21 protein-coding genes are annotated in these 24,087 nt (G+C 48.7%); 1 reads left to right on the top strand and 20 read right to left on the bottom strand.

Annotated elements, in window-relative coordinates:
• Positions 1-96: 96 nt before the first annotated feature.
• From HI950_RS18580 to ftsE, 4 genes are all read right to left on the bottom strand, one after another.
• Positions 97-1,554 carry a S41 family peptidase gene (locus HI950_RS18580; RefSeq protein ID WP_317618404.1) on the bottom strand — a complete coding sequence of 486 codons (1,458 nt, stop codon included), beginning with the start codon at positions 1,552-1,554 and terminating at the stop codon, positions 97-99.
• 187 nt (positions 1,555-1,741) lie between these two features.
• Positions 1,742-3,007 (bottom strand): murein hydrolase activator EnvC family protein, encoded by a 1,266-nt coding sequence (locus HI950_RS18575; RefSeq protein ID WP_486187807.1) that lies wholly within the window; start codon positions 3,005-3,007, stop codon positions 1,742-1,744.
• A gap of 6 nt (positions 3,008-3,013) precedes the next feature.
• Complete coding sequence (gene ftsX / locus HI950_RS18570; RefSeq protein WP_169084643.1) at positions 3,014-3,931, bottom strand: permease-like cell division protein FtsX; 918 nt, start codon at positions 3,929-3,931, stop codon at positions 3,014-3,016.
• Complete coding sequence (gene ftsE, locus HI950_RS18565; RefSeq protein WP_169084641.1) at positions 3,921-4,607, bottom strand: cell division ATP-binding protein FtsE; 687 nt, start codon at positions 4,605-4,607, stop codon at positions 3,921-3,923. Before ftsE ends, ftsX begins: the two co-directional genes overlap by 11 nt.
• Positions 4,608-4,809: 202 nt before the next feature.
• On the opposite strand from ftsE, the gene HI950_RS18560 reads away from it, so the two are divergent.
• Positions 4,810-6,261, top strand: coding sequence for a VanW family protein (locus HI950_RS18560; RefSeq protein ID WP_317618402.1), 1,452 nt, complete (start codon positions 4,810-4,812; stop codon positions 6,259-6,261).
• Between the two features lie 180 nt (positions 6,262-6,441).
• Here the strand turns inward: HI950_RS18560 and argH are convergent, their stop codons facing one another.
• The 16 genes from argH to fliD all read right to left on the bottom strand — a co-directional run bounded on the left by argH (position 6,442) and on the right by fliD (position 24,040).
• The gene (gene argH / locus HI950_RS18555) at positions 6,442-7,857 is read right to left on the bottom strand and encodes an argininosuccinate lyase (RefSeq protein WP_169084639.1); all 1,416 of its coding nucleotides are present in this window, start codon (positions 7,855-7,857) and stop codon (positions 6,442-6,444) included.
• Positions 7,858-7,883: 26 nt separating this feature from the next.
• Complete coding sequence (locus HI950_RS18550; protein WP_169084637.1) at positions 7,884-9,113, bottom strand: argininosuccinate synthase; 1,230 nt, start codon at positions 9,111-9,113, stop codon at positions 7,884-7,886.
• A gap of 52 nt (positions 9,114-9,165) precedes the next feature.
• Positions 9,166-10,125: an ornithine carbamoyltransferase gene (gene argF, locus HI950_RS18545; RefSeq protein WP_169084635.1), complete on the bottom strand. Its 960-nt coding sequence runs from the start codon at positions 10,123-10,125 to the stop codon at positions 9,166-9,168.
• 46 nt (positions 10,126-10,171) lie between these two features.
• On the bottom strand, positions 10,172-11,374 hold the full coding sequence (argD, locus tag HI950_RS18540; protein WP_169084633.1) for an acetylornithine transaminase: 1,203 nt from the start codon (positions 11,372-11,374) through the stop codon (positions 10,172-10,174).
• A gap of 6 nt (positions 11,375-11,380) precedes the next feature.
• Positions 11,381-12,166: an acetylglutamate kinase gene (argB, locus tag HI950_RS18535; RefSeq protein WP_223285372.1), complete on the bottom strand. Its 786-nt coding sequence runs from the start codon at positions 12,164-12,166 to the stop codon at positions 11,381-11,383.
• A gap of 52 nt (positions 12,167-12,218) precedes the next feature.
• Positions 12,219-13,460, bottom strand: a complete 1,242-nt coding sequence (gene argJ / locus HI950_RS18530; protein WP_169084631.1) for a bifunctional ornithine acetyltransferase/N-acetylglutamate synthase — start codon at positions 13,458-13,460, stop codon at positions 12,219-12,221.
• A 66-nt stretch (positions 13,461-13,526) separates the two neighbouring features.
• Positions 13,527-14,576 carry an N-acetyl-gamma-glutamyl-phosphate reductase gene (gene argC / locus HI950_RS18525; protein ID WP_169084629.1) on the bottom strand — a complete coding sequence of 350 codons (1,050 nt, stop codon included), beginning with the start codon at positions 14,574-14,576 and terminating at the stop codon, positions 13,527-13,529.
• Positions 14,577-14,928: 352 nt separating this feature from the next.
• Positions 14,929-15,834: a YitT family protein gene (locus HI950_RS18520; RefSeq protein WP_169084626.1), complete on the bottom strand. Its 906-nt coding sequence runs from the start codon at positions 15,832-15,834 to the stop codon at positions 14,929-14,931.
• An 86-nt stretch (positions 15,835-15,920) separates the two neighbouring features.
• Positions 15,921-17,028, bottom strand: a protein-coding gene (gene prfB / locus HI950_RS18515) for a peptide chain release factor 2 (protein WP_169084623.1) whose coding sequence is annotated in 2 segments (ribosomal slippage) — positions 15,921-16,955 and positions 16,957-17,028 — 1,107 coding nt in all. Because the reading frame shifts where the segments join, the coding sequence is not laid out codon by codon here.
• Positions 17,029-17,096: 68 nt separating this feature from the next.
• Positions 17,097-19,604, bottom strand: a complete 2,508-nt coding sequence (secA, locus tag HI950_RS18510; RefSeq protein WP_169084621.1) for a preprotein translocase subunit SecA — start codon at positions 19,602-19,604, stop codon at positions 17,097-17,099.
• Between the two features lie 139 nt (positions 19,605-19,743).
• Complete coding sequence (hpf, locus tag HI950_RS18505) at positions 19,744-20,289, bottom strand: ribosome hibernation-promoting factor, HPF/YfiA family (RefSeq protein ID WP_169084619.1); 546 nt, start codon at positions 20,287-20,289, stop codon at positions 19,744-19,746.
• 298 nt (positions 20,290-20,587) lie between these two features.
• The gene (locus HI950_RS18500; RefSeq protein ID WP_028608231.1) at positions 20,588-20,785 is read right to left on the bottom strand and encodes a cold-shock protein; all 198 of its coding nucleotides are present in this window, start codon (positions 20,783-20,785) and stop codon (positions 20,588-20,590) included.
• Between the two features lie 249 nt (positions 20,786-21,034).
• Positions 21,035-21,460 carry a flagellar export chaperone FliS gene (gene fliS / locus HI950_RS18495; protein WP_169084617.1) on the bottom strand — a complete coding sequence of 142 codons (426 nt, stop codon included), beginning with the start codon at positions 21,458-21,460 and terminating at the stop codon, positions 21,035-21,037.
• Positions 21,461-21,532: 72 nt separating this feature from the next.
• Positions 21,533-21,946, bottom strand: coding sequence for a flagellar protein FlaG (locus HI950_RS18490; RefSeq protein WP_223285354.1), 414 nt, complete (start codon positions 21,944-21,946; stop codon positions 21,533-21,535).
• 151 nt (positions 21,947-22,097) lie between these two features.
• Complete coding sequence (gene fliT / locus HI950_RS18485; protein WP_169084615.1) at positions 22,098-22,466, bottom strand: flagellar protein FliT; 369 nt, start codon at positions 22,464-22,466, stop codon at positions 22,098-22,100.
• Between the two features lie 65 nt (positions 22,467-22,531).
• Complete coding sequence (gene fliD / locus HI950_RS18480) at positions 22,532-24,040, bottom strand: flagellar filament capping protein FliD (protein WP_169084613.1); 1,509 nt, start codon at positions 24,038-24,040, stop codon at positions 22,532-22,534.
• Between the last annotated feature and the right edge of the window lie 47 nt (positions 24,041-24,087).

Raw genomic sequence — 24,087 nt, 5'->3', positions numbered from 1 at the left:
CTTTGCTCGTTCCACATGTCCTAAAATAAGCGTAAAAAAATAAAAGGCCGACTCCGTTAAACAGAGTCAACCTCTTATTCATTCGACATGCCCGCTTTATTTCCTGCCTACCGCCTTAATTGCTTCGTGAAGCTGCGTATCGTTTTTCTCATCTTGAATCCATTTAACGACCGCTTTCTCAATCGCTTCCCCGGTCTGCTTGTCGACCTGTCCCGTAGCCGGCAAGCTATGCTCCGTTTGGAATTTCTTAACGGCCATTGTCGTATCCGAACCGTAATAGCCATCCTCGCGCTTCGGCTCATATCCGAGCCCGTGCAGCATAATTTGTACGCTTCGCACCTGCTCGCCAAGCATATCCTGCTTCAGCGTCTCAGGCAGCGTTAATCTCGCTACCGTATAGAGATCCGGCGGCTGTACGGCAATATCCGGCTTAATTCCGTTTTCGTGAATCCAATTGCCCTTTGGCGTCAGCCATTTGGCAATCGTCATTTTCACCAAGCTGCCGTCACCTAATGCCTTGTTGTAGCTCACTTGCACGGTGCCCTTGCCGAAGGAGGTTTCGCCAACCAGCTTCGCTCCTGCGCTCTCCTGCAAAGCGCCAGCCAATATTTCGGACGCGCTTGCGCTGCCGTTGTTCATGAGAACCGCGATCGGGTAGCTTTTGCTTTGTCCTTTTGACAGCGTCTTTTCCCGATTTCCGTTCCGGTCCTCTACTTGTACGACTGTCTCGCCTTTGGCTAAAAAGGTTTGCGCAATCTCAACGACAACTGGCAGCACGCCGCCGGGGTTGTTGCGCACATCCAGCACAAGCCCCTTCATCCCTTGCTCCTCAAGCTTAGCGAGCTCTTCTTTAAAGCGCTCCGCGGTATGCAAAGAGAATTGTCTGATTTCAATGACGCCTGTCCCATCAGGGCGCAGGCTGCCATATACTGTTTCCACATCAATATCATCGCGGATGAGTACAAGCTGAATCGGCTCTGAGAAGCCGGCCCGCTGCACCTGAATTTTGGCTTTCGTCCCTTTGGGACCGCGAATTTTAGCTACCGCATCCTGCAAATTCAGACCGTCCAGCTTTGCTCCGTTCACGGATAGCAGCACGTCTTTAGCGAGCAAGCCCGAGCGCTCCGCCGGCGAGCCCTTAATCGGAGATACGACGACGATACGCCCATTCTCAAGCGTTACCTCTGCGCCTATGCCCGTGAACGAGCCTTCAATCGATTCCGAAAAATGCTGCGCTACGTCCTTTTCCATATAGACGGAGTAAGGATCATCCAGCGAAGACATCATTCCGCTTACCGCGCCATCGAGCAGCTCGAGGCGATCGACCTTTTGATAATATTTTGTTTCGATTAATTCCAGTACCGCATTAATCTTCGTCAGCTCATCCTCTTTCAGCCTAAAACGCTCACCCTCATCGGCTGCCGAGGACGTGAGTGCAGGCTTTGACGGCTCGTCCGGATTAATCATTTGGTCCGCGATCGTCAGCGTAACGAGTACGGATGCAATCATCGTCAGCATAACGAACGCGAATACCGTGCGTCCTTTGAAATGCACCTGTCTACACCACCTTCTCATCTTACACGGTCTTAAATTCAAGACCATCCTAGTATATGACATTTCACTTACAATTATTTGTATTTTAGGGTAAAGATGATCTTCTGCCAATTTGAAGGATGTTATAGTTCAAACAAGGCAGCCACATGGGCTGCCTCTGGATGTCCTGCTATGAGTGAGAGATAGCTTATTTTAAATAGCTGCTCGGGTTAACTGGCGTTTCGTTTTTACGCACTTCAAAATGCAAATGCGGTCCTGTCGAGTTTCCTGTGCTGCCGACCTCGGCGATTTTTTCGCCCTTCTTGACCTTCTCGCCTTTTTCGACCTTGATTCCGCCATTCCGAATATGTCCGTAAAGCGTCCACAAGCCATTTCCGTGATCAATAATGACGCAGTTGCCGTAGCTGCTCCACGATTGTGCAACGAGAACAACGCCATCCTCAGCCGCATAAATATCAGTGCCTTGCGGTGCGGCAAAATCGATCCCCGTATGGGTATGTCTCTTCCCAGAAATCGGATGGACACGCGTGCCGAAGTTGGAGCTTACCCGGTAGCTGTCCCTGATCGGCATGCCTAGCTTGCCCCCGGAATACGGGTTCGTAATACTATTTTTCGCCGCATTCAGCTTGGATACTTTGGCAGCAAGCGCCATCAGCAGATCCTCTTGCTCCTTGCTGATTCCCTCAAGCTCCTCGAGCGTGCTGTCGATTTGCTGAAGCTTGTTGTCCAGCTGTTTAATATTGCTGTTAAAGTTTGCAATCATTACTTCCTTCTCTTGTTCCTTCTTCACAAGATGAGCTTCGTATAGCTTAAGCTTCTCATAAATCGCTTTCACTTCGGCAAACTGCTTCTCTACCTGGACTTTTTTGAGAGCGACAAGCTCCTTCTCTTCCCTCTGCTCCGCCAAAATATCGCGATCCTGCGACAGAATCGATTGGAGCGCATCAAAGCGATCGATAAAATCAGTAAAGCTAGTCGCGCTGAGCAGCACGTCCATATAGGAAACAAATCCGTTCGTATACATAAGACGCATGCGGGACTGCAGAAGCTCATCGCGCGTTTTCACGCGCTCCTCGGCTTGATCCAGCTCAAGACCCGTCTGGAGCAGTTCCTCTTCCTTCGCATCGCTCTGCGCTTGCATTTTCGTTTTGTTGATGACGACATTATCGATTTCAGACATTAAGTTAGCGATTGACGCTTCTGCTTCCGTTTTCTTGCCCTCGATATCAACCTTCTCACTCTTGGCACTCGATGCCTGTCGTTGAGCGTTAGCCGCCTCCCGCTCCGCTTGGGCTGCACGTCTCTCCGCTGCTCTCATTTCCGCTTTCGCTGCTGAAATCTGTTTCTTGATATCGCTAAGAGAAGCAGCTTCTCCTCCTGTTGGCTGCAATACAAATACAGTAAGCATCATCGTAACTGTGAATAGTAACCATTTTCTCTTCTTCACGTTCAATCCCACCTACACTTTCAAATACTTTCGTATCGAAATCGTGCTGCCCCAAATGCCTAGCAATGTGCCGAGCCCTATGAGCAGCGTGGCGGTCAGCAGGCCAGACTCCTCTATCGTGACGAGCTTTATCATCATGAGTGACAGTTCCATTTGCGTAAACTTTACGAGCTGTGAATAGCCAACCAAGACGGCTACCGTAGTAATGACCGAGCTGATGATGCCAATTAATGCGCCTTCAATAAAAAACGGCCAGCGAATAAAGGAATTAGTTGCGCCGACCAGCTTCATAATGCCGATTTCCCGACGTCTTGCAATAATCGTCATTTTGATCGTATTGGAAATGAGGAACATAGCTGTTACTGACAAACCGACAACAACGACGATGCCTATGTAACGGACCGCATTTGTAATTTTGAACAGCGTCTCTACCGTGCCTTGTCCATATTTGATTTTGGCAATCGGGATAAGCTCGTCTGCTTTATTAATCGCATCGATTTGCTTGGCTGCCGCCTCGATCGACTGCGGATCGTAAACCTCTACCGTAAAGGAATCCGGCAGCGGATTTTTTTCCTTCTCATAACCGTCAAGCAAATCCTTGTTTTCATCGCCTAGGTTTTTGCGAAGCAGCTCAAGACCTTCTGCTTTGGACACAAACGTTACTTTGCTTACCTCGGTAAGATTGCCGATTTTATTTTGCAGCTCCGTAATCTTCGCTTTATCGACATTAAGCTGCAGGAATACGCGAATTTGTACCTGACTCTCAATTTGTGAAGCCATACTGTTCACATTCAAGGCGAGCAATAAAAATATGCCAAGAATGAATAAAGAAATAAAAATGGAGCTCATGGAAGCAAACGACATCCAGCCATTTCGAATGATGTTTTTGGCGCCTTCCCGGAGATGACGGAGTATGGTTCTAAGCTTCATAACCGTACTCCCCTCTAGCCTCGTCGCGTACGATATTGCCGTCTTCGATAGCAATGACGCGCTTGCGCATGGAGTTGACGATATCTTTGTTATGGGTAGCCATTACGATTGTTGCGCCGCGGAAATTTATTTCTTCGAGGAGATTCATAATGCCCTGTGACGTTTCCGGGTCGAGATTGCCTGTAGGCTCGTCCGCTACAATTACCGAAGGGTTATTGACGATCGCCCGTGCGATCGATACCCGCTGCTGCTCGCCACCAGAAAGCTGCGCCGGCAGGCTTGCGTGCTTATGCTTCAGACCGACGAGATCAAGCACCTCCATCGTTCGCTTCTTGATTACGCGAGTTGGTGCTTCAATAACTTCCATGGCGAATGCGACGTTTTCATATACGGTTAATTTGGGTAATAGTCTAAAGTCTTGAAAAATAACGCCTATATTACGTCTAACAAATGGTATTTTGCGCGGCTTCAGCTTGCCTATGTTAAATCCGTTAACTGAGATCTGTCCTTTGGTCGGTACTTCCTCGCGATAAATTAATTTCATGAATGTCGATTTACCTGCACCCGATGGTCCAACTAGATAAACAAATTCATTACGATCTATACGAACAGAGACGCCTCTTAACGCATGCGTTCCGTCGATGTACGTTTTCCATATGTCTTGCATCTCGATCACATTATCACATCCTGTTAATAGTCAGTAGTACTATTTCGACAGTTTGTGCTGAATTCCTTCATAAGGAGATGGCTTTCCTCATTTTTCACAAATCTCATAAAAATCCAATTGTCGAATCGAGCTCATCCCGCGCAATAGACAAAATTACAGGATAGGTTGCATATACATGTAAGACTGCCCTTGTTTGAACACGCAGGAAGGAGTGATTCGTATCGTAAAACGTATACATGTCAGTATCATTGTTATTGCTTCATTGCTGCTCGTTGCAGCTGTAGGCTGGGGCTTTGTCATGAATTACGCGCTTCAAAAGACCGTTCCTGGCGAGGTGGATGCTGGCGGCATCCCGATCGGAGGAATGCCAGTGGACGATGCTCTGAAGCTGCTTGAGAACTATGAGAAGTCGCTACTTCAGCGGACGATTGCGATTCATGCCACGGCTGCAAACGGCGACAGCAAGCAGTGGACCGTTGCCGAGCTTGGCTACAAAGCCGAATTCAAGGGCGTTCGCGATGCTTTATTAAAGCTGGGCGACGGAGATATATGGGATCGTGCCGTTTATCGGTATCAATTCGCCAAAAAATACGAGCTGACGCAAGGCTGGAACCGCGATGTATTTGACGCCGCTGTCCGCAAGCAGTGGAGCTGGATTGAAAAAAGCGAGACCAAAAATGCTACCCGCACCATTACAGAGGACGACGAGGTTGTATACGAGCCTCATATTGACGCTTATCGTTTGGACATTGGAAAACTGCTCGATGAGGTTGATGGCTGGGTCGTGCTTAAAAAAGAGCAGATTGGCGCAGCTGTCGAACCTGCTTTTGAAGCGGAGCTTCCGATTGCAGTCATTCATCCCGAGCTAACGCTGGAGAAGCTGAAGGACGAAGGGGTAGAGCGAAAAATTGTAGCGTTCTCCACCGATTTCAAAACGAGTGCCGAGGGCCGTGCCTTTAATGTAACGGTGACAGCCGAGGCTTTGAATGATTGGGAGCTTGCGCCGAATGAAGTATTCGACTACGGCAAGCTTATCGCGAGGGCGGAAGAGCTGTACGACTATCGCGAAGCGCCGGTTATTTTGAACGGAAAGCTCGTGCCCGGCATCGGAGGCGGAATTTGCCAAGTATCGAGCACCCTTTATAACGCAGCACTGCGTGCTGGCTTAGAGATCGTGGAGCGGCGCAATCATTCTCTGCCCGTCGCTTATTTGCCTATAGGTCAGGATGCCACTTATGCGGGAGGGGCTATTAACTTCCGGTTTAAAAACACAACAGGCAAACATCTCATTATTCGCACTGTTGTCGAGGATCGCAAGCTCACTGTCAAGCTGTTCGGTACGATGAAGGCGAATGAACGCTACGAGATCGAGTCCGTAACTCTCAAGACGATTGCTCCTTCGGTGCAGGAGAAAAGCAACGCCCGTTTATCTCCCGGCCAGAAGGTTACGGTAGAGAAGGGTAAGGCAGGCTATCTCGTTGAAACGTTCCGTACGCTTGTTCGTGACGGAAAGGAAGTAAAGCGTGACCGCATATCGCGCGATACGTACAAGGCGCAGCCTATAGTAATCGAGGTTGGTCCGATGAAGGGCGCAGGCGGCCCGTCGGCTACGCCAACTCCAACGCCGGATACAACTGAGCCGCTGCTGGAGGATGGGGTTTAAGAGGTAGCAGCTTTTGCAAAAGATCGGAACGGCCTTACTTGCACAAACTGCAGCAGAATTTAATCTCAGCTAGATGCAGCTAGAGCCAACACCGCCAAATAAAAAAGCAGCTCAGCTGATTGCCTCCGCAAGAGGCAACGCTGAGCTGCTTTTATAAAGCCCATAATAGGCTGTTTCTACTTATCTGCTGCGCTCCAGATACTCGGTTACCCAAGCAGCTGTTTGCTCCAACGCCAGTTCGGCGCGGCCGATCGCGTCCTGCACCTGTGTTTTTGCCGTACCGCCGTAGACGTTACGCGCATTAACGACCTGCTCGGGTTGAAGCACCGCATAGATGCGATCATCAAACAGCGTCGAGAACTGTTTGAACTCCTCAAGCGTCAGGTCCAGCAAATATTTGTTTTGCTCGATGCAATACAATACCGTTTTGCCGATAACCTCATGCGCTTGGCGGAAAGGCAAGCCTTTGCCGACTAGGAAGTCCGCGATATCCGTTGCGTTAGAGAAGTCTTGATTTACCGCTTGACGCATCCGGTCCTTGTTCACCTTCATTGTGGCGATCATCGGAGCGAACAATTGAAGCGCGCCTTGCAGCGTCTTCACCGTGTCGAACATGCCTTCTTTGTCTTCCTGCATGTCCTTGTTATAAGCAAGCGGCAGCGATTTGAGAACGGTCAGCAAGCCGACAAGATCGCCGTATACCCGTCCGGTTTTGCCGCGTACAAGCTCCGGCACGTCCGGATTTTTCTTTTGCGGCATGATGCTGCTGCCCGTACAGAACGCATCGTCCAGCTCAACGAAATGGAATTCCGTGCTTGACCATAGAATAAGCTCCTCGCTAAGGCGCGACAGATGCATCATGATGATCGATGCGTCAGCCAGAAACTCAACGATGAAGTCACGGTCGCTTACGGCATCCAGACTATTCTCGTAGACGCGATCAAATTTCAATTGGCTCGCTACAAAATGACGGTCGATCGGGAACGTCGTTCCCGCCAAAGCGCCCGCTCCAAGCGGAAGCACATTAATGCGCTTGTAGCTGTCCTGTAGACGTTCGATATCACGCCCGAACATCGATACATACGCCATCAAATGATGCGCGAACAGGATCGGCTGCGCACGCTGCAAATGCGTATAGCCCGGCACAATCGTATCGATATTCGCCTTAGCCTGCTCGATTAGCGCCGATTGCAGCTTGTACAGCATATCCACAAACTCAACAACGCGCTTCCGCAGCCACAAATGCATATCCGTCGCCACTTGGTCGTTCCGGCTGCGGCCGGTATGCAGCTTGCCGCCTACCGATCCAACATCGTCGATCAGCGTCTTCTCGATATTCATATGAATATCCTCGTCGCCGATCGAGAATTCGATATCGTCGCGCTTGATGCGTTGAAGGACGCGGTGCAGGCCGTCCTTAATTTTCTCCACGTCGTCCGCCGGAAGAATGCCTTGCTTGCCAAGCATCGTGACATGCGCCAGGCTGCCTTGGATATCCTCTTCGGCAAGCTCCTTGTCGAACATGATCGAAGCCGTATATTCCTCTACCAATTGGTCCGTTTTTTTCGTAAAACGACCGCCCCATAATTTACTCACTGGTTCGTTACACTCCCTTGTAAACCTTATTTATTGCTAACAGCAGAGGACACTTTCAGACGCAAAGCGTTCAGACGGATGAAGCCAGTTGCATCGCCTTGATCGTAAGCCTTGGATGGATCAGCTTCCATCGTTGCAATGTCCGGATTGTACAAGCTAACAGGGCTTTGAACGCCTGCTCCAATAACATTTCCTTTGTACAGCTTCAAGCGAACGACGCCGCTCACGTTCTTTTGCGATTCCGTAACAAGTGCCTGCAGCGCTAGGCGCTCCGGTGCGAACCAGAAGCCGTTGTATACGAGCTGGCTGTATTTTGCGATCAAGGAGTCACGAAGGTGCATAACCTCGCGGTCCATTGTCAAAGATTCCATTTTGCGGTGAGCGGTGAACAAGATCGTTCCGCCCGGTGTTTCGTACACGCCGCGGCTCTTCATGCCGACGAAACGGTTCTCTACCATATCAACGCGTCCGATGCCGTGCTTGCCGCCAAGCTCATTGAGCGTATCCATCACTTCAAGCGGGCTAAGCTCTTTGCCGTTAATAGCCGTACAATTTCCTTCGGCAAAAGTCAGCTCCACATATTCGGCTTTATCCGGCGCATTCTCAGGAGATACGCTCAGCACATACATGCTCTCGTTCTCTTCGGAGCTTGGATCGAACCAAGGATCTTCCAGCATGCCGCTCTCAAAGCTGATATGCAGCAGGTTGCGGTCAGTCGAATAAGGTTTAGCCGCGGAAGCGGTAACCGGAATGTTGTGCTTCTCCGCGTATGCGATCATTTCGGCACGGCCCGGGAATTCCTCGCGGAATGCTTCAAGACGCCAAGGCGCAATAACGCCGATCTCAGGAGCCAGAGCAGCAGCAGTCAGCTCGAAGCGAACTTGGTCGTTGCCTTTGCCTGTTGCGCCATGCGCAATATAAGCCGCGCCTTCCGCACGAGCAATATCAACCATACGTTTCGCGATAAGCGGACGTGCGATCGAAGTGCCGAGCAGGTATTGGCCTTCATAAAGCGTTCCCGCTTGGAACATCGGATAGATAAAATCTTTTGCAAACTCGTCGCGAAGATCGTCGATGTACACTTTGGAAGCGCCTGTTGCCAGTGCTTTTGCTTCCAAGCCGTCCAGCTCATCCTTTTGTCCGATATCTGCTGTAAAAGCGATAATTTCTGCGTCATACGTTTCTTTCAGCCATTTGAGGATAACCGAAGTATCCAAGCCGCCGGAGTAGGCGAGTACGATTTTTTCTTTTGCCATAGTAGTGTATTACTTCCCTTCGAATAAATTCATATAGTTAAGAGCGTTGAAGCTAGGCCATAATCGCTGCCATAATCGCTTTTTGCGCATGAAGACGGTTTTCTGCCTGGTCAAAAATAATCGATTGGTCGCCGTCGATAACGCCCTCGCTTACTTCTTCGCCGCGATGCGCCGGCAAGCAGTGCATGAAGAGATGATCCTTCTTCGCATATTTCATTAGCGCCTCATTCACCTGATAAGCGGCAAATGCCACCTCGCGTTCCTTCTGCTCCGCTTCTTGCCCCATGCTCGCCCACACATCCGTGTACACGATATCGGCATCGGCAATCGCTTCCTTCGGATCGCGGCAAATATGAATTTGCGAGCCTGTCTCAGCAGCATGATCCTTCGTTTGTTTAATAATATCGGAATCCGGCTCATAGCCCTCTGGCGTCGCTACGGACATATGCAGTCCAAGCTTAGCCGCACCCATGAGCAGGGAATGCGTCATGTTGTTGCCGTCGCCGATGTAGGCGATTTTCAAGCCTTCCAAGCGGCCCTTGTGCTCAAGAATCGTTTGGTAATCCGCGAGCGCCTGGCAAGGATGCGACAAATCCGTCAATCCGTTGATAACCGGAATCGTTGCTCCGCGAGCCAGTTCAACCACTTTGCGGTGCGCGAATGTACGAATCATAATACCGTCCAAATAGCGGGACAGCGTCTGAGCGGTATCCCAGATCGTCTCGCCTCGGCCGATTTGCAGATCATTTCCGCTAAGGAAAAGTCCTTGTCCGCCAAGCTGATACATCCCAACTTCGAACGAAACGCGCGTGCGTGTCGAAGATTTTTCGAAAATCATGCCAAGCGTCTTCCCTTTTAGCACATGGTGCGTTTCGCCTGCTTTTTGTTTTTGCTTCAAATCAATCGCGAGGTCGATCAAGTAACGGATTTCCTCCGGCTTGAAATCAACCAGCATTAGAAAGTCGCGCCCCTTCAAGCTTTGCGCCAACTCCTCATTTACAGTTCCTTGCATTGGTGAAGCCCTCCTTCAGGTTCAAGCAATTTGCTTTCTTATGTTGTTAAACGGCAGGCCGCTTCGCTTCCAGCAGATCTGCTAAGATCGCTACAGCCGTATCGATTTCTTCATCCGTGACGAGTAAATTAGGCAATAGGCGGATAACGTTCGGGCCTGCTGAGATCGCAATCAATCCGCGTTCCTGCGCCTGATTCAAAATATCTGCAATCGGCTCCGCGCATTCAATGCCGACAAGCAGGCCAAGACCGCGAACCTCCTGGACAAAAGCATTGCCAGCCAGCTTTTCCCGAAGCTGCGCCATCAAATACTCGCCTTTTTGCGCCGCGCGCTCGGACAAGCCTTCGCCGACGATCGTCTCAAGCGTCGCTTTGACGACTGCTGTCGCAATCGGCGTTCCGCCGAACGTCGAGCCATGGCTGCCTGCCGTGAAGCCTTCGCGCAGCTTTTCCTTCGCTGCCATCGCGCCAACCGGGAACCCGCTGCCGAGACCTTTTGCCATCGTAAAAATATCCGGCTCAATGCCGTAATGCTCATAAGCGAACAGCTTGCCTGTACGGCCCATGCCTGTTTGAATCTCATCCACAATAAGCAGGATGCCTTGCTTCTCGCACAATGCGACAAGCTCTTTCATGTAGGCTGGGTCAACCGGATGAATGCCGCCCTCCGCCTGTACCATCTCCAGCATAACCGCTGCGGTCTGTTCCGAAACAGCTGCCTCAAGCGCAGCCAAATCGTTAAGCGGAATCGTTTTGAACCCTTCAGGCAGCGGCGCAAAACCTTCCTTCACCTTTGCTTGGCCCGTTGCCGTAAGCGTCGCAAGGGTGCGTCCATGGAACGATTGTTCGAACGTAATAATTTCAAAACGGCCGTTGTTCAGCACCTTCTGGTTATAACGGCGTGCCAGCTTGATTGCCGCTTCGTTCGCCTCAGCGCCTGAGTTACAGAAGAACACAGCATCCGCACAGCTATTATCCGTGATGAGCTTGCCCGCTTCCGCTTGGTTCGGGATATGGAACAGGTTCGAGACATGCCACAGCTCATCCAGCTGCTTGATAAGCGCCGCTTTGATCTGTTTAGGAGCATGCCCGAGATTCGTAACGGCAATGCCGCTCATAAAATCGAGGTATTTATTTCCTTTATCATCCCACAGCCAGCTTCCTTCGCCCTTTACCAAAGCCATCGGATATCTTGCATAGGTTGGAAACAACGACTGGTCAACAGCTGCTGCTGTATTTGTCTCGCTCATCTTTCCTTACACCCGCCCTTCATTCGTCTGAACAATACGTGTGCCTACGCCGCCCTCGCGGACAGCTCTCGTCAGCACGCCCGGCTCCTCGCCGCTTACGATAACGACCTCGCGCACGCGACCCTGTATACACTGAATGGCTGCACGCACTTTTGGAATCATGCCGCCGTAAATTTCACCGCTCGTTATCATCTCTTCGATTTCGGCTACGGTCACAACCGGGAGCACCTGCTTCTGGCCATCCACCGTTTTCAAAATGCCCGGCACGTCCGTGACGACGATCATTTGCTCTACCCCAAGATGGGACGCAACCGCGCCTGCCGCCGTATCTGCATTAATATTGTAGCGCTGGCCCGCGCTATCAATCCCGATTGGAGCAATGACCGGTATGTAGCCCAGCCCCATCACACCTTCGATAACCTTGGCATTTACGTCCGTGACATCGCCTACGAAGCCGATCTCCGCCGCGTTTGCAACAGGCTGAGCCTGTATGAGCATGCCGTCTACACCGGATAGGCCAAGCGTTTTTGCGCCGTTGATCTGAATTTTTCGAACGATTTCTTTATTGATCCGGCCAGCAAGCACCATCTCAACAACATCAAGCACCGCTTCACTCGTTATGCGCAGCCCATTCACGAAGCCCGTCTCGATCCCTAGCTTGCCGAGCGTATCCGATATGGCAGGGCCGCCGCCATGCACGATAACCGGGAGAACGCCCGCTTGCTGCAGCTCGCGCAGCTCATCAAAAAAACTGCTCGGAAGCGCCGCCAGCGTGCTGCCTCCGCATTTCATTACAAATCGTTGCTCCGTCACTGTTCCATACCCTCCAAGCGTCTTCTTTGCTCTAAGTCCGATATGCCGCATTAATGCGCACATAATCATAGGTCAAATCGCAGCCCCATGCCGTTGCTGTACCTTCGCCATTATGTAGATCCACGCGAATCACTACCGTATCGCCCTTCAAATATTCCAAGGCAATCTCTTCGTCGAACGCGACAGGACGAGATTTCTCCAATGTCAAAATATCACCTAGACGGATATCAACCGTCTCCGGGTTAACCGGCTGGCCTGCACGGCCCACCGCCGCGATAATACGGCCCCAATTCGCGTCCGCGCCGAACACAGCTGACTTCACGAGCGACGATCCGATAACCGTCTTCGCAATCGCTTGTGCCGAATCATCGCTCACCGCGCCATTCACCTGTACCTCAACCAGCTTCGTCGCGCCTTCGCCATCGCGGGCGATCGCCTTCGCCAGCACCTCGCATACATGACGGATCGCTGCCGCAAATGCTGCCCAGCCTGCGTGTGCTTCTGTCAGCTCGGAATTGCCAGCAAGACCGCTCGCCATAGCTACAAGCATGTCATTCGTACTCGTATCGCCGTCAACTGTAATCATATTAAACGTCAAATCCGTCGATTGGCGCAGCAATTGCTGAAGCGCCTCACTGCCGATTGCCGCATCCGTCGTAACGAATCCAAGCATCGTGGCCATATTCGGGTGAATCATGCCGGAGCCCTTAGCCGCACCTGCCACATACACGGTTTTGCCGTCCAGCTCCAGCTCGACGCATACCATCTTTTGCACCAAATCCGTCGTCAGTATCGCTTGGCAGAAGTCGTCCGCGCCAGCGCGATTTCCGTCCAGCTTAGCCGGAAGGCCGTCGATGCCTTCGCGTACTTTATCCATTTTAAGCAGCTCGCCGATAACGCCAGTCGATGCAACCGCAACGTGATCCGCAGATACGCCGATCGACTCTGCGAATCTAGCGCGCATTTCGTATGCGTCCGCTTCGCCTTGCTTGCCTGTGCAGGCATTCGCGTTGCCGCTGTTTACGAGCACAGCGCGCAGCAAGCCGCCCGAACCGATGCTCTCTCGCGTCACTTGAAGCGGCGCAGCCTGAAACACGTTAGTCGTATATACGCCTGCTGCCGTCGCTGGAACCTCGCATACGATTGCGCCTAAATCATGGCGCGTCGTTTTTTTAAGACCGCAGTGCAATCCACCTGCTTTAAAGCCTTGGGGCGTTGTTATCGAGCCGTCTGCGACGACCGAGAACAAGGCTGCTGTTTGATCCTGTCCCATCGTAAAATCGTATCTCCTTCACCTGTATGAGTATGGATGATGATTTCAAAAGATATGTTTCGTTATTTACGGATAAACGGGAACAAATTGCAGACCAAACGTCTCGTCCCAGCCCATCATCAGGTTCAAGTTTTGAATCGCTTGACCCGCTGCGCCTTTAACCAGATTATCGATAACCGATACAATCGTTACACGACCCGTGCGCTCATCGACCGCAAAGCCGATATCGCAGTAGTTGGAGCCCCATACTTCCTTCGTAGTCGGCCATTGTCCTTCCGGACGGATACGTACAAAACTGCGGCCTTCATAATAAGAACGATATAGATCGATAAAATCCTTTGTGCTCCGCTCGCCCTGAATGGTTGCGTACATCGTGGACATAATGCCGCGCGTCATCGGTACAAGATGTGTCGTAAACGTCGTTACGACCGGCTTGCCCGCCGCATCAGACAGCACCATTTCGATTTCTGGAACATGTTGATGCTGATTAAGCTTATAAGCTTTCAAGTTTTCATTAAGCTCTGAATAATGAGTGCCCAGCGATGCGCCGCGTCCTGCACCTGAAACACCCGATTTGGCATCGATAATAATGGTAGCCGGATCGATCCAGCCCTCATTAACCGCAGGGATAAGTCCAAGCAGCGTTGCAGTCGGGTAGCAGCCCGGATTCGAAATAAATGGAGCATCCAGCACCTGGTCCCTATAAATTTCCGCCAGTCCAAACACCGCTTGCTTCAAAAATGCCTCATCCGCAGCCGGCTTCTTATACCACTGTTCATAAAGCGCTGGCGATTTCAAGCGGAAGTCTCCAGACAAATCGATGATTTTCAAGCCCGCCTCAAGCAAGGACGGAACCAGCTTGGCAGCAACTCCCGCAGGTGTTGCAAGAAATACGACATCCGCTTTCGCTTTGATCGCGACAGGATCTACATCGTCGAGAAGCTCCTCACGAATGTTCGTCAAATGCGGGTAACCCTCTGTAATCGGCGTACCTGCGCTGGAGGACGAGATGATTGAAGTCACCTCTGCCAGCGGATGGGATGCAAGCAGTCGAATGAGCTCTACACCGCCGTAGCCGGTTGAACCGATAATCGCTATTTTCACCTTTGTGCTCATATTAATCTCTCCCCGAAACTAGATGCCGCACACGGCTTTCGCCATGCTCGGACAAGCATGCTGCAGCTTTATCTATTGCTCTTTCCGCATGCGGAAAGGTTGTCTTCTTCCTCAACTAATAATTGTACAACATTCGGCAGTTGATGGAAATACGCACATTGTTTCGTATTATTATACATTCGAATTCATAATAATACAACGAACAATTGAAGCGATTATATGAACAAAAATGCCCAGTTCCAAGAGGCGGAATGCTGTTCAACTTATCGTGCTTTATGTAAAAAAATAAGAGTTTATGAACCTGCTGTATCAGCTGTTCATAGACTCTTATGCGATCAGCGGTGATGGGGCATCATCCATTGCTCTCCAGCTTAAACCCTTGCCCGAGCACCTCTGCCGTATTGCTGATAATAACAAAAGCGCCGGGATCAATCGCCCGCACGAGCTGCTTCAGCTTCGGCACCTCATTTTGCCCAACGACGACCATAAGCACCGTACGCCCTGCCCCCGTATAGCCGCCGTGGCCGTCGAGCCGCGTCAAGCCCCGATCCAAATCATTCAATATCGATTCGGCGACAGCCTCTGATTGATCGCTTATAATAAAGGCCACTTTAGACAGCTGAAGACCGCTTTGCACAAAATCAATCGTCTTGCTCGTTACAAACAACCCAATGAGCGCGTACAGCGCTACCTCGGGGGATATAATGATACCTGCTGCCGCGATAACACATCCGTCAAAGCAAACAATCGCAAGGCTTAGCGGAAGTCCGGTATAGCGATGCAGGATTTGAGCTGCCAAATCCAGCCCGCCGGTAGACGCACCACCACGGAACACAAGGCCAAGTCCAAGCCCGACTCCGATACCGCCGTATATAGCCGCCAGAAGCGGATTATCGGTTGGCGAGGGCCAACCGTCCGTCAGGAGCACAAACAACGGCAGGATGACCGAGCCGAGCGCTGTTTTTACCGCAAACCGTTTACCGAGCAGCCATAAGCCAGCGATAAACAGCGGAATATTGATTGCCCATTGCGTTAGCGCCGGCGTAATGCCCGTTAATCTTTGTACGAGGATAGATACACCGGATACTCCGCCCGAAGCAATTCCACTCGGCACCATGAACATATTGAAGCTGATCGCCACAATAACCGAGCCGATCAGAAGCTGGACAATGCTCCATACCGACTGTGCCCGCGGACTTAAGCTTCGTCCACCTTTTCTCCGTTTCATCGCGCCCTCACTGACCGTGCCTTCACTCATGCCTTCAATCTCCTTGCAAGCTGATTTTCGCAAAAAGAAGAGCTCCACAAGCTAGCCGTGTTGGAACTCTTCCCTATTTCTATAGATTAATCATGGCGAATCTGGTGACGCAAATATCCATCGATAAATGCATCGATGTCGCCATCCATAACCGCGCCGACATTTCCGGTCTCCACCGATGTGCGGTGATCCTTCACCATGCTGTAAGGATGGAATACGTAGGAACGAATCTGGCTGCCCCAAGCAATCTCCGATTGCTCGCCGCGAATTTCCGCCAAGTGCTTGATCTGCTCCTCGATCTTCCTCTCATACAGCTTGGAACGAAGCATCTTCATTGCCTTTTCCCGGTTCTGGATTTGCGAACGCTCCTGCTGGCAAGCGACTACGATTCCCGATGGAATGTGCGTAATCCGGATAGCTGACTCCGTCTTGTTGACGTGCTGTCCGCCCGCTCCGCTCGCCCGGTACGTATCCACCTTCAAATCCTCGGTGCGAATCTCTATCTCGATACTATCGTCGATTTCCGGAACAACGTCACAGGAAGCAAACGACGTATGGCGACGGCCCGCCGAATCGAACGGTGAAATACGAACAAGCCGGTGCACGCCCTTCTCCGCTTTCAAGTAGCCGTAAGCATTAAAGCCTTTGACCAAAATAGTCACACTCTTTATGCCCGCCTCATCGCCAGGCAAGTAATCAAGCAGCTCCACCTTGAAGCCGCTCTTCTCCGCCCAGCGCGTATACATCCTGTACAGCATGAGGCCCCAGTCCTGCGACTCGGTGCCGCCGGCACCAGGATGAAGCTCGAGAATGGCGTTCAGCTTATCGTAAGGCTGATTAAGGAGCAGTTGCAGCTCAAAATCGCTCACCTTCCGCATCAGCTTCGCTACGCCGCTTACGACGTCCGCTGCAAGCGACTCGTCGCTCTCGTCTTCCGCCAGCTCCAGCATCATCTGAAGCTCTTCCTGCTCGTTATTCAGTCCATCGTAATGATCGACGACCGACTTCACCGCATTGAGTTCTGAAATAACGCTTTGCGCTTTTTCATTGTCATCCCAAAAATCAGGCAGCGTCATCTTTTCTTCGAAATTCGCAATAATCTCCTGCTTAAGATCTAAGTCAAAGAGACCCCCTGAGCTCTTGGAGCCGCTTGGCCATTTCACGCAGGTCTTGTTTAACCGTTATGTCTATCATAGCTTCAGCTTCACCTCAAAATATTTCTTCAATGCCTTACCGTATGCTGCGGCGACTAACGCCGTTCCTTACTTGCCGTGGCATTGCTTATACTTTTTGCCGCTGCCGCACGGGCATGCATCATTGCGGCCAACGCGCTCCTCGCGCTTAGCCGGACGCTTCTCAACCGCTTCTCCGCCGCCGCTTGTTGTCGTCGTTTGGCCTTGAGCTACCTCTTGACGCTCCAGGTTGCTCTCCACGCGCGCCTTCATAATATACCGCGCAACTTCCTCTTGAATGCTCTCGATCATTTCCTTGAACATCTCGAAGCCTTCAAATTGATATTCGCGAAGCGGATCTGTACCGCCGTATGCGCGCAAATGGATACCTTGACGCAGCTGATCCATCGCATCGATGTGGTCCATCCACTTGCTGTCTACCGCACGAAGCACAACAACCTTCTCGAACTCGCGCATCGTATCTGCTCCAAGCTCTTCCTCGCGCTCATCGTAAGAAGCAACGACCTCTTCGTAAATATAGTCGATGATCTCTTCTTTCTCTTTGCCCCAAATTTCTTCTTTGGACAAGGAGCCTTCTTGCAGGAAGGTTGCGTGCGCGTAATCAACGACCGCTTGAAGATCCCACTCTTCCGGAATATCCTCCGAGCAGTGCGCTTCAACGATACGCTCAATAACCGGCTTGATCATATCCATAACTTCCTGGCGAATATTCTCAGAGCCCAAAATATCGCGGCGCTGCTTATAAATCACTTCACGCTGCTGGTTCATTACATCATCATATTGCAAAACGACTTTCCGAATGTCGAAGTTGTTTCCCTCAACACGCTTCTGAGCCGATTCAATCGCTCTTGAAATCATCCGACTCTCGATCGGCTGATCCTCGTCAAGTCCTAGCTTATCCATCATACCCATAATATTTTCAGAACCGAAGCGGCGCATCAGCTCATCCTCTAGCGACAAATAAAACTGTGAGGAGCCTGGATCGCCTTGACGACCAGCACGACCGCGCAGCTGATTATCGATACGACGGCTTTCATGACGCTCCGTACCAATAATATGCAGGCCGCCAAGATCAGCAACCGAATCGCCCAGCAAAATATCCGTACCACGACCAGCCATATTCGTTGCAATCGTCACAGAGCCCGCTTGGCCCGCGCGAGAAATAATTTCCGCTTCCTCCGCATGGAACTTCGCGTTGAGCACCTTGTGCGTCACGCCTCTGCGTTTAAGCATTTCCGATAGCTTCTCGGAGTTCTCGATGGAAATCGTACCGACGAGCACCGGTTGGTTTTTGCTATGGCGTTCAACGATTTCTTCAACGACCGCTTTAAACTTACCCAATTCGGATTTGTAGACAACATCTGCAATATCTTTACGGATCATCGAACGGTTTGTCGGCACTTGAATAACATCAAGCCCGTAAATACGCTTGAACTCTTCTTCCTCCGTCTTCGCCGTACCCGTCATACCTGCAAGCTTGCGATACATACGGAAATAGTTCTGGAACGTAATCGTCGCAAGAGTCATGCTCTCGTTCTGAACCTCAAGCTGCTCCTTCGCTTCAATCGCTTGGTGCAAGCCGTCGCTATAACGGCGTCCCGACATGAGACGACCTGTGAATTCATCGACGATAACAACCTCGTCTTCCTCAACGACATAATCCACATCGCGCTTCATAATGAAGTTAGCTTTCAGCGCTTGCTGAATATGGTGGTTAAGCGTGACATTCGCATGATCGAATAGATTCTCGATCTGAAAAGCCTTCTCCGTCTTCTCAACGCCTGACTCCGTCAGCATAACACTGCGCAGCTTAATATCTATCGTGAAATCCTCTTCAGGCTTCAAACGGCTAATAAAGCGGTCTGCTGCAAAATAAAGCTCAGTCGATTTTGCGGCTTGTCCAGAAATAATAAGCGGCGTCCGCGCTTCATCGACCAGAATCGAATCCACCTCATCGATGATTGCAAAATAAAGCGGGCGCTGTACCATTTGTTCCTTGTAGAGCACCATATTGTCACGCAAATAATCAAAGCCGAATTCATTATTTGTACCATACGTAATATCGCAAGCGTAAGCTGCTTGCTTCTCGTCATGCGACAAGCCGTGCAGGTTACAGCCAACAGTCATGCCTAGGAAGCCGTAAAGCTGACCCATCAGCTCGCTATCACGCTGTGCCAGGTAGTTATTGACCGTAATAACATGTACGCCTTTGCCTAGCAAAGCGTTCAAATAAACCGGAAGCGTCGCAACGAGCGTCTTACCTTCACCCGTTCTCATCTCCGCGATCTTGCCTTCATGAAGCACCATACCGCCGAGAAGCTGCACGTCAAAATGACGCATGCCAAGCGTACGCTTGGATGCTTCTCTTACCGTTGCAAAAGCTTCAGGAAGAATTTCATCCAGTGTTGCTCCCTTTTCAATTTTTGCTCTGAATTCCTCAGTTTTCGCGCGCAGCGCTTCATCGGATAAAGCTGTAAATTTCGACTCTATTGCATTTACTTCATCTACCGTCCGTTGGAGCCGTTTTACCTCGCGCTCGTTATGGTCACCAAATATCTTTTTCACTAGTCCGAGCATGGAATTCCCCTTTCGTAATGACGCCTCTTTGCATTAAATTGTATCAGTTTGTCGACACCGCCGCAACGAAGATGATTGGAAAAGAAAAAGCCTCTCTCCAAAAAGGAGAAAAGGCTCTTCGTTCTAAGTATAATTGCTGCTAGCCTTGCTCGATTAAGCCATACTTTCCGTCGCTGCGTCTGTACACAACACTTACCTCTTTGTTATCTACATTCGAGAATACGAAAAAGCTATGACCAACCATATTCATTTGCAAAATCGCTTCTTCCACGTCCATCGGCTTCAGATCAAAGCGCTTGGTACGTACAAGCTCCAGATCGTCTTCTTCCTCCAGAACGCCCACTGCTGAGCCTTCTTCCCTGAATAAGGCGCGTACGCCGCTACCTTGGCGGAACTTACGATTTACTTTTGTTTTATGTTTACGTATTTGTCGTTCGAGTTTGTCTGCCACAACATCAATCGATGCGTACATATCCTCGCTTTTCTCCTCGGCTCTTAGCATGACACCGGTGAGCGGAATGGTCACCTCAACTGCATGTTTACCTTTGGTGACGGAAAGTGTTACGTTAATATCGGAGGTGATTGGTGCTTCGAAATATTTGTCCAATCGGCTGAGTTTCTTTTCGACGTAGTCTCTCAATGCGTCTGTCACTTGAAAGTGTTGACCTCGAATGTTGTAGTTCATGGGGAACTCCTCCTTTACATGGTCTTATTATAACATATGCAAGCGCCCGAATCAAAATAGTTTTTGTTTTATTTCGAATTTTCAGATAAATAATGCAATAGAACTAATAGATTTCTCACAATTAAGCTGCAAGCTCTTTTCGACTCAAAATGGAGCTCTCCCCCAAGACAATCTTCCGTATGTTAGCCCCATGTGTTTCCAGTTCCAGTCAACAAAAAAAAGCCCCGGTTACCCGGAGCTTTGTGTAATTTACTTGTTTAGTGATCCAAATTATAGGTTGGCTGGATCAGCCGGATAATTACAGTTTGACTACGTTAGCGGCTTGTGGACCACGAGCGCCTTCAACAATATCGAATTCGACGGATTGGCCTTCTTCAAGTGTTTTGAAACCTTCAGTTTGGATAGCGGAGAAATGAACAAATACGTCGCCGCCTTGCTCAGTCTCGATAAATCCATAACCTTTTTCCGCGTTAAACCATTTAACTTTACCTTGCATTTGCAAACATTCCCTTCATCTTCAAATACTGTGAGGCATCGCTTTGTATAACCCACAATTTGACTATAACACCCACTTAACGGAATTGTCAAACAATTTATTGTAAGCGAATTCATTTGAGGATCGGCGGGGATTTACGGCTGACGATTCTTGTCGAATGAACCGTTTTTCCTTCGTAATAAAAAAGCCACCCCCTGGGGTAGCTTTGTAAATTACTTGTAAAACACACCGCCCGTTTACTGGATCCATTTAGACGACAGTTGATTGTGTTTGTTTGTAAGTACTCCCATTTGCTTGTCCAACTACCTGATTGAATTCTTTCGCAGCTTGCAGCCATGTTTCCTTTAGTTCAATCAAATGCTCCAGTACCTCTTCGGCCGGTTCAATGTTTTTCTTTATATTTGCTTCAACTAGACGCATATTGAAATATTCATATAGCTTCAGCAAGTTTTCTGAAATAGGATTAGTACGATCGATTGTAATAACAAACTCACTCACGATGTCCTGAACCCGTAGTAAACTTGTATTTGCATCTGAATAACGTTGTTCTTTAATTGCTTCAATTCCTTGACGGCAAAAACGAATAGCGCCATCGTAGAGCATAATAAGTAGTTGTCCTGGAGTTGCCGTTTGAACTGTGTTTTGAAGATACTTATTACGTTGTTGAAGTTGCATTGTTTATCCTCCTAGAACTAAATTAATTTATCATTTATGCGCTGTGTGAGTGCATCATCATACAATAATGAATTAGCCTTTCTTATCTATAAGTATACCAGCCATTTCCCACATCTTAGCGACAAAATCCAACGTTTTCTCTGGAGGAATCTCACGAATGACTTCACCCGATGCACTGTCTAATACCTTCACTGAAATGATATTGGTCTGCTTATGCACAGAAAACTCTAAGTTTGTGCTTTTTCCCTCGATAGCCTTAATTGCTCTATCGATAGCCTTAACTAGCTGTTCTTCGCTAATTGCGACATGCTCACCGCGGGCCTCAGCTTTTTTCAGTTCCGAAGAACTTGAGAATTTCGAAAGTTGTTGAGAATCACTTACCTTACTTGAACTCTCTTTCACTGCCCCAGTATTACCTAAATCCATACTAGTAGCAACTCTAATCGGCGGATTACTCGTTACTGTAGCCGGTATATTAGTGTTCATAACCTATCATTCCTTCCGCATCAATAGTCCTAGTTAATATATCGGCAACTGTTAACTTTTGCATTAGATGAAAACTTGTAATTTGTTACATCTGTTTCTCTGTTCCAATAAATAGAATTAGGCCACTCCAATGAGAGGCCTAATTTGCTTATTATTTCTTTTTATCAAAAAAAGCACCATATGGAGAATAAGTACTTCCAAAATCTCCGTACTGCTGCGTAACCGCTTGGCTTCTCTTCATATTCATAATTTCAGAACCTAAATCCTGTTTCTTGCGATCCATGATCGGAATAATCTTCTGATCAACTTCATAAGCAGGTTGAAGATAGTTTTTTTTCTGAATTTCCGAAAAAGAGAACCCCTTTTCTAAACATCGTGAAATACTCTCTAAAACCACTTGTCTCTTGTCCAGTAGATCTATCCATTCTTCTGGCTCACTGTCATCATCTAATACTCTCTGCTGTAACGAAAGCGTATGTAATAAAAAGTCGTTAAGTAGAGAATCTAGAGAGGTATCCATGGTCCTCTTCTCCTCTCTTTCTAAAACATTTTTAAATAATATGCTTCCCTTAAAACTTAACTAGTTTATCCTTGTTGTTGTGATAACCAACTACCTTGGGCATTTGCTTTACTCATGGCAGTCTCCATTGCAGTGAACTTTTTCCAATAACGTTGTTCAATGCTTTCGAGTCGTGCTCCCCAATTACTAATATCCGTATTAATTCTGCCGAGACCCTTACCAAGAATACTATTATCTACAAGTGAAGCCTTGCTTCCTGCTTTATCCGTGAGCTTAGTAATGGTGGTGTTAATCTGATCGTACAGACGCTGTGCCAATCCACTCTCACTGACTTTTGTAGCAGGATCTGTTGAGGAGCTAATTTTTGTAAATAGCTCCATTACACCATTTCCATTTTGAGATATAGCTTCACGCAGTTTCGTATCATTAATATATAACTTTCCTTTTTCTGAATAAGTTCCAGTTGTTATTCCTATTTCACTAAGACTATCATATTTCGAATCAATCCCTGCACCCGTTACATTCATTGATAATGATTGACGCATTTGTGATAACGCACTCGAGAGCAGAGAATCTTGACGCAACAAGCCGCTCTTCGCCTTCTCTTCCCATTGTTCAACTTGTTTATCTGATAGTGCTTCTTTTTCCTCCGCTAAAAGAGGTTTAAAATCCTTAAAGGTTCGTTCACTTATTTTATTATTGATCTTATCCAGAATATCATTATATTTATCTACATATTCTTTAATTGACTTAAAGATTGCTTCCTCATCCGGTTTAAGATTGACACTGGTTGTTCCCTTACTTTTAATATTAAATTCCACACCATCAAACGTGAAGGATGTACTATTGACTGAATAGGATATACCATTAATCAACACGTTTCCTGGTACGCCAGCTTCAGCTTTTTGGCTTTTCGCTGAACCAGAGAAACCACCGGGTGACCCAACTGCTATATCCGTATTACCCGCTGACATACCAAGCTTAGTCCCAAATGTACCACTAATATCAATATTCGAATTCTTACCATTCGAAGAGAAAGTAATAGAATTATCATCTTGCAGGTAGCTTGCGGTAACACCTGTCTTGGACGATAGAGCATTAACTTTTGCTATCATACTATTAATTGTATCATCTGTTTTAACTTCAATAGTTTCTGATCCAATATTAAAGGAAAAGGCTCCATCCGCAATTGCAGTAGACCCGCCTTTTAAATTAGCATCAGCAATAGTGAATTTCACAGATGCTGTTTTAGCAGAAACAGGGAGCGTATCTACTTCCACATTATATACAGATGCATTTGGAACGCCTTTTTGTTTTACAGATACGACTGAATCATTGTCGGATGTCAAAACCTTCTTCTGGTATGTTCCCTGTAGCTTCATATCAAAGGTTTTATTTTTTAAATCTGATAGGAGCGCGTTCATCTCTCGGTATTGATCACGTCTCCATTCTTCTGTTTGCTTTTTCTGAAGAAGTTTATTAAGCGGAGCACTCTCCGCCTTCATAAGATTCTTGACGATTGTTTCTGTATCAAGACCTGAGACTAAGCCGCCCATACGAATTGAATTTATCATTTTATTCCTCCTGCCTCTCCTCATCTTTCACGAATAGAAAAATACTG

Origin of the sequence: Paenibacillus sp. PL91, assembly GCF_012935325.2 — a bacterium.
Lineage (GTDB): Bacteria > Bacillota > Bacilli > Paenibacillales > Paenibacillaceae > Pristimantibacillus.
This window is presented reverse-complemented; position numbering and strand designations above follow the sequence as displayed.

Bases quoted from the DNA above. Each gene is read 5' to 3' on its own strand.
- ftsX (WP_169084643.1), bottom strand. From the start codon at position 3,931: ATGAAGCTTAGAACCATACTCCGTCATCTCCGGGAAGGCGCCAAAAAC.
- HI950_RS18550 (WP_169084637.1), bottom strand. From the start codon at position 9,113: ATGGCAAAAGAAAAAATCGTACTCGCCTACTCCGGCGGCTTGGATACT.
- argF (WP_169084635.1), bottom strand. From the start codon at position 10,125: ATGCAAGGAACTGTAAATGAGGAGTTGGCGCAAAGCTTGAAGGGGCGC.
- argD (WP_169084633.1), bottom strand. From the start codon at position 11,374: ATGAGCGAGACAAATACAGCAGCAGCTGTTGACCAGTCGTTGTTTCCA.
- argB (WP_223285372.1), bottom strand. From the start codon at position 12,166: ATGAAATGCGGAGGCAGCACGCTGGCGGCGCTTCCGAGCAGTTTTTTT.
- argJ (WP_169084631.1), bottom strand. From the start codon at position 13,460: ATGGGACAGGATCAAACAGCAGCCTTGTTCTCGGTCGTCGCAGACGGC.
- argC (WP_169084629.1), bottom strand. From the start codon at position 14,576: ATGAGCACAAAGGTGAAAATAGCGATTATCGGTTCAACCGGCTACGGC.
- HI950_RS18520 (WP_169084626.1), bottom strand. From the start codon at position 15,834: ATGAGTGAAGGCACGGTCAGTGAGGGCGCGATGAAACGGAGAAAAGGT.
- secA (WP_169084621.1), bottom strand. From the start codon at position 19,604: ATGCTCGGACTAGTGAAAAAGATATTTGGTGACCATAACGAGCGCGAG.
- hpf (WP_169084619.1), bottom strand. From the start codon at position 20,289: ATGAACTACAACATTCGAGGTCAACACTTTCAAGTGACAGACGCATTG.
- HI950_RS18500 (WP_028608231.1), bottom strand. From the start codon at position 20,785: ATGCAAGGTAAAGTTAAATGGTTTAACGCGGAAAAAGGTTATGGATTT.
- fliS (WP_169084617.1), bottom strand. From the start codon at position 21,460: ATGCAACTTCAACAACGTAATAAGTATCTTCAAAACACAGTTCAAACG.
- HI950_RS18490 (WP_223285354.1), bottom strand. From the start codon at position 21,946: ATGAACACTAATATACCGGCTACAGTAACGAGTAATCCGCCGATTAGA.
- fliT (WP_169084615.1), bottom strand. From the start codon at position 22,466: ATGGATACCTCTCTAGATTCTCTACTTAACGACTTTTTATTACATACG.
- fliD (WP_169084613.1), bottom strand. From the start codon at position 24,040: ATGATAAATTCAATTCGTATGGGCGGCTTAGTCTCAGGTCTTGATACA.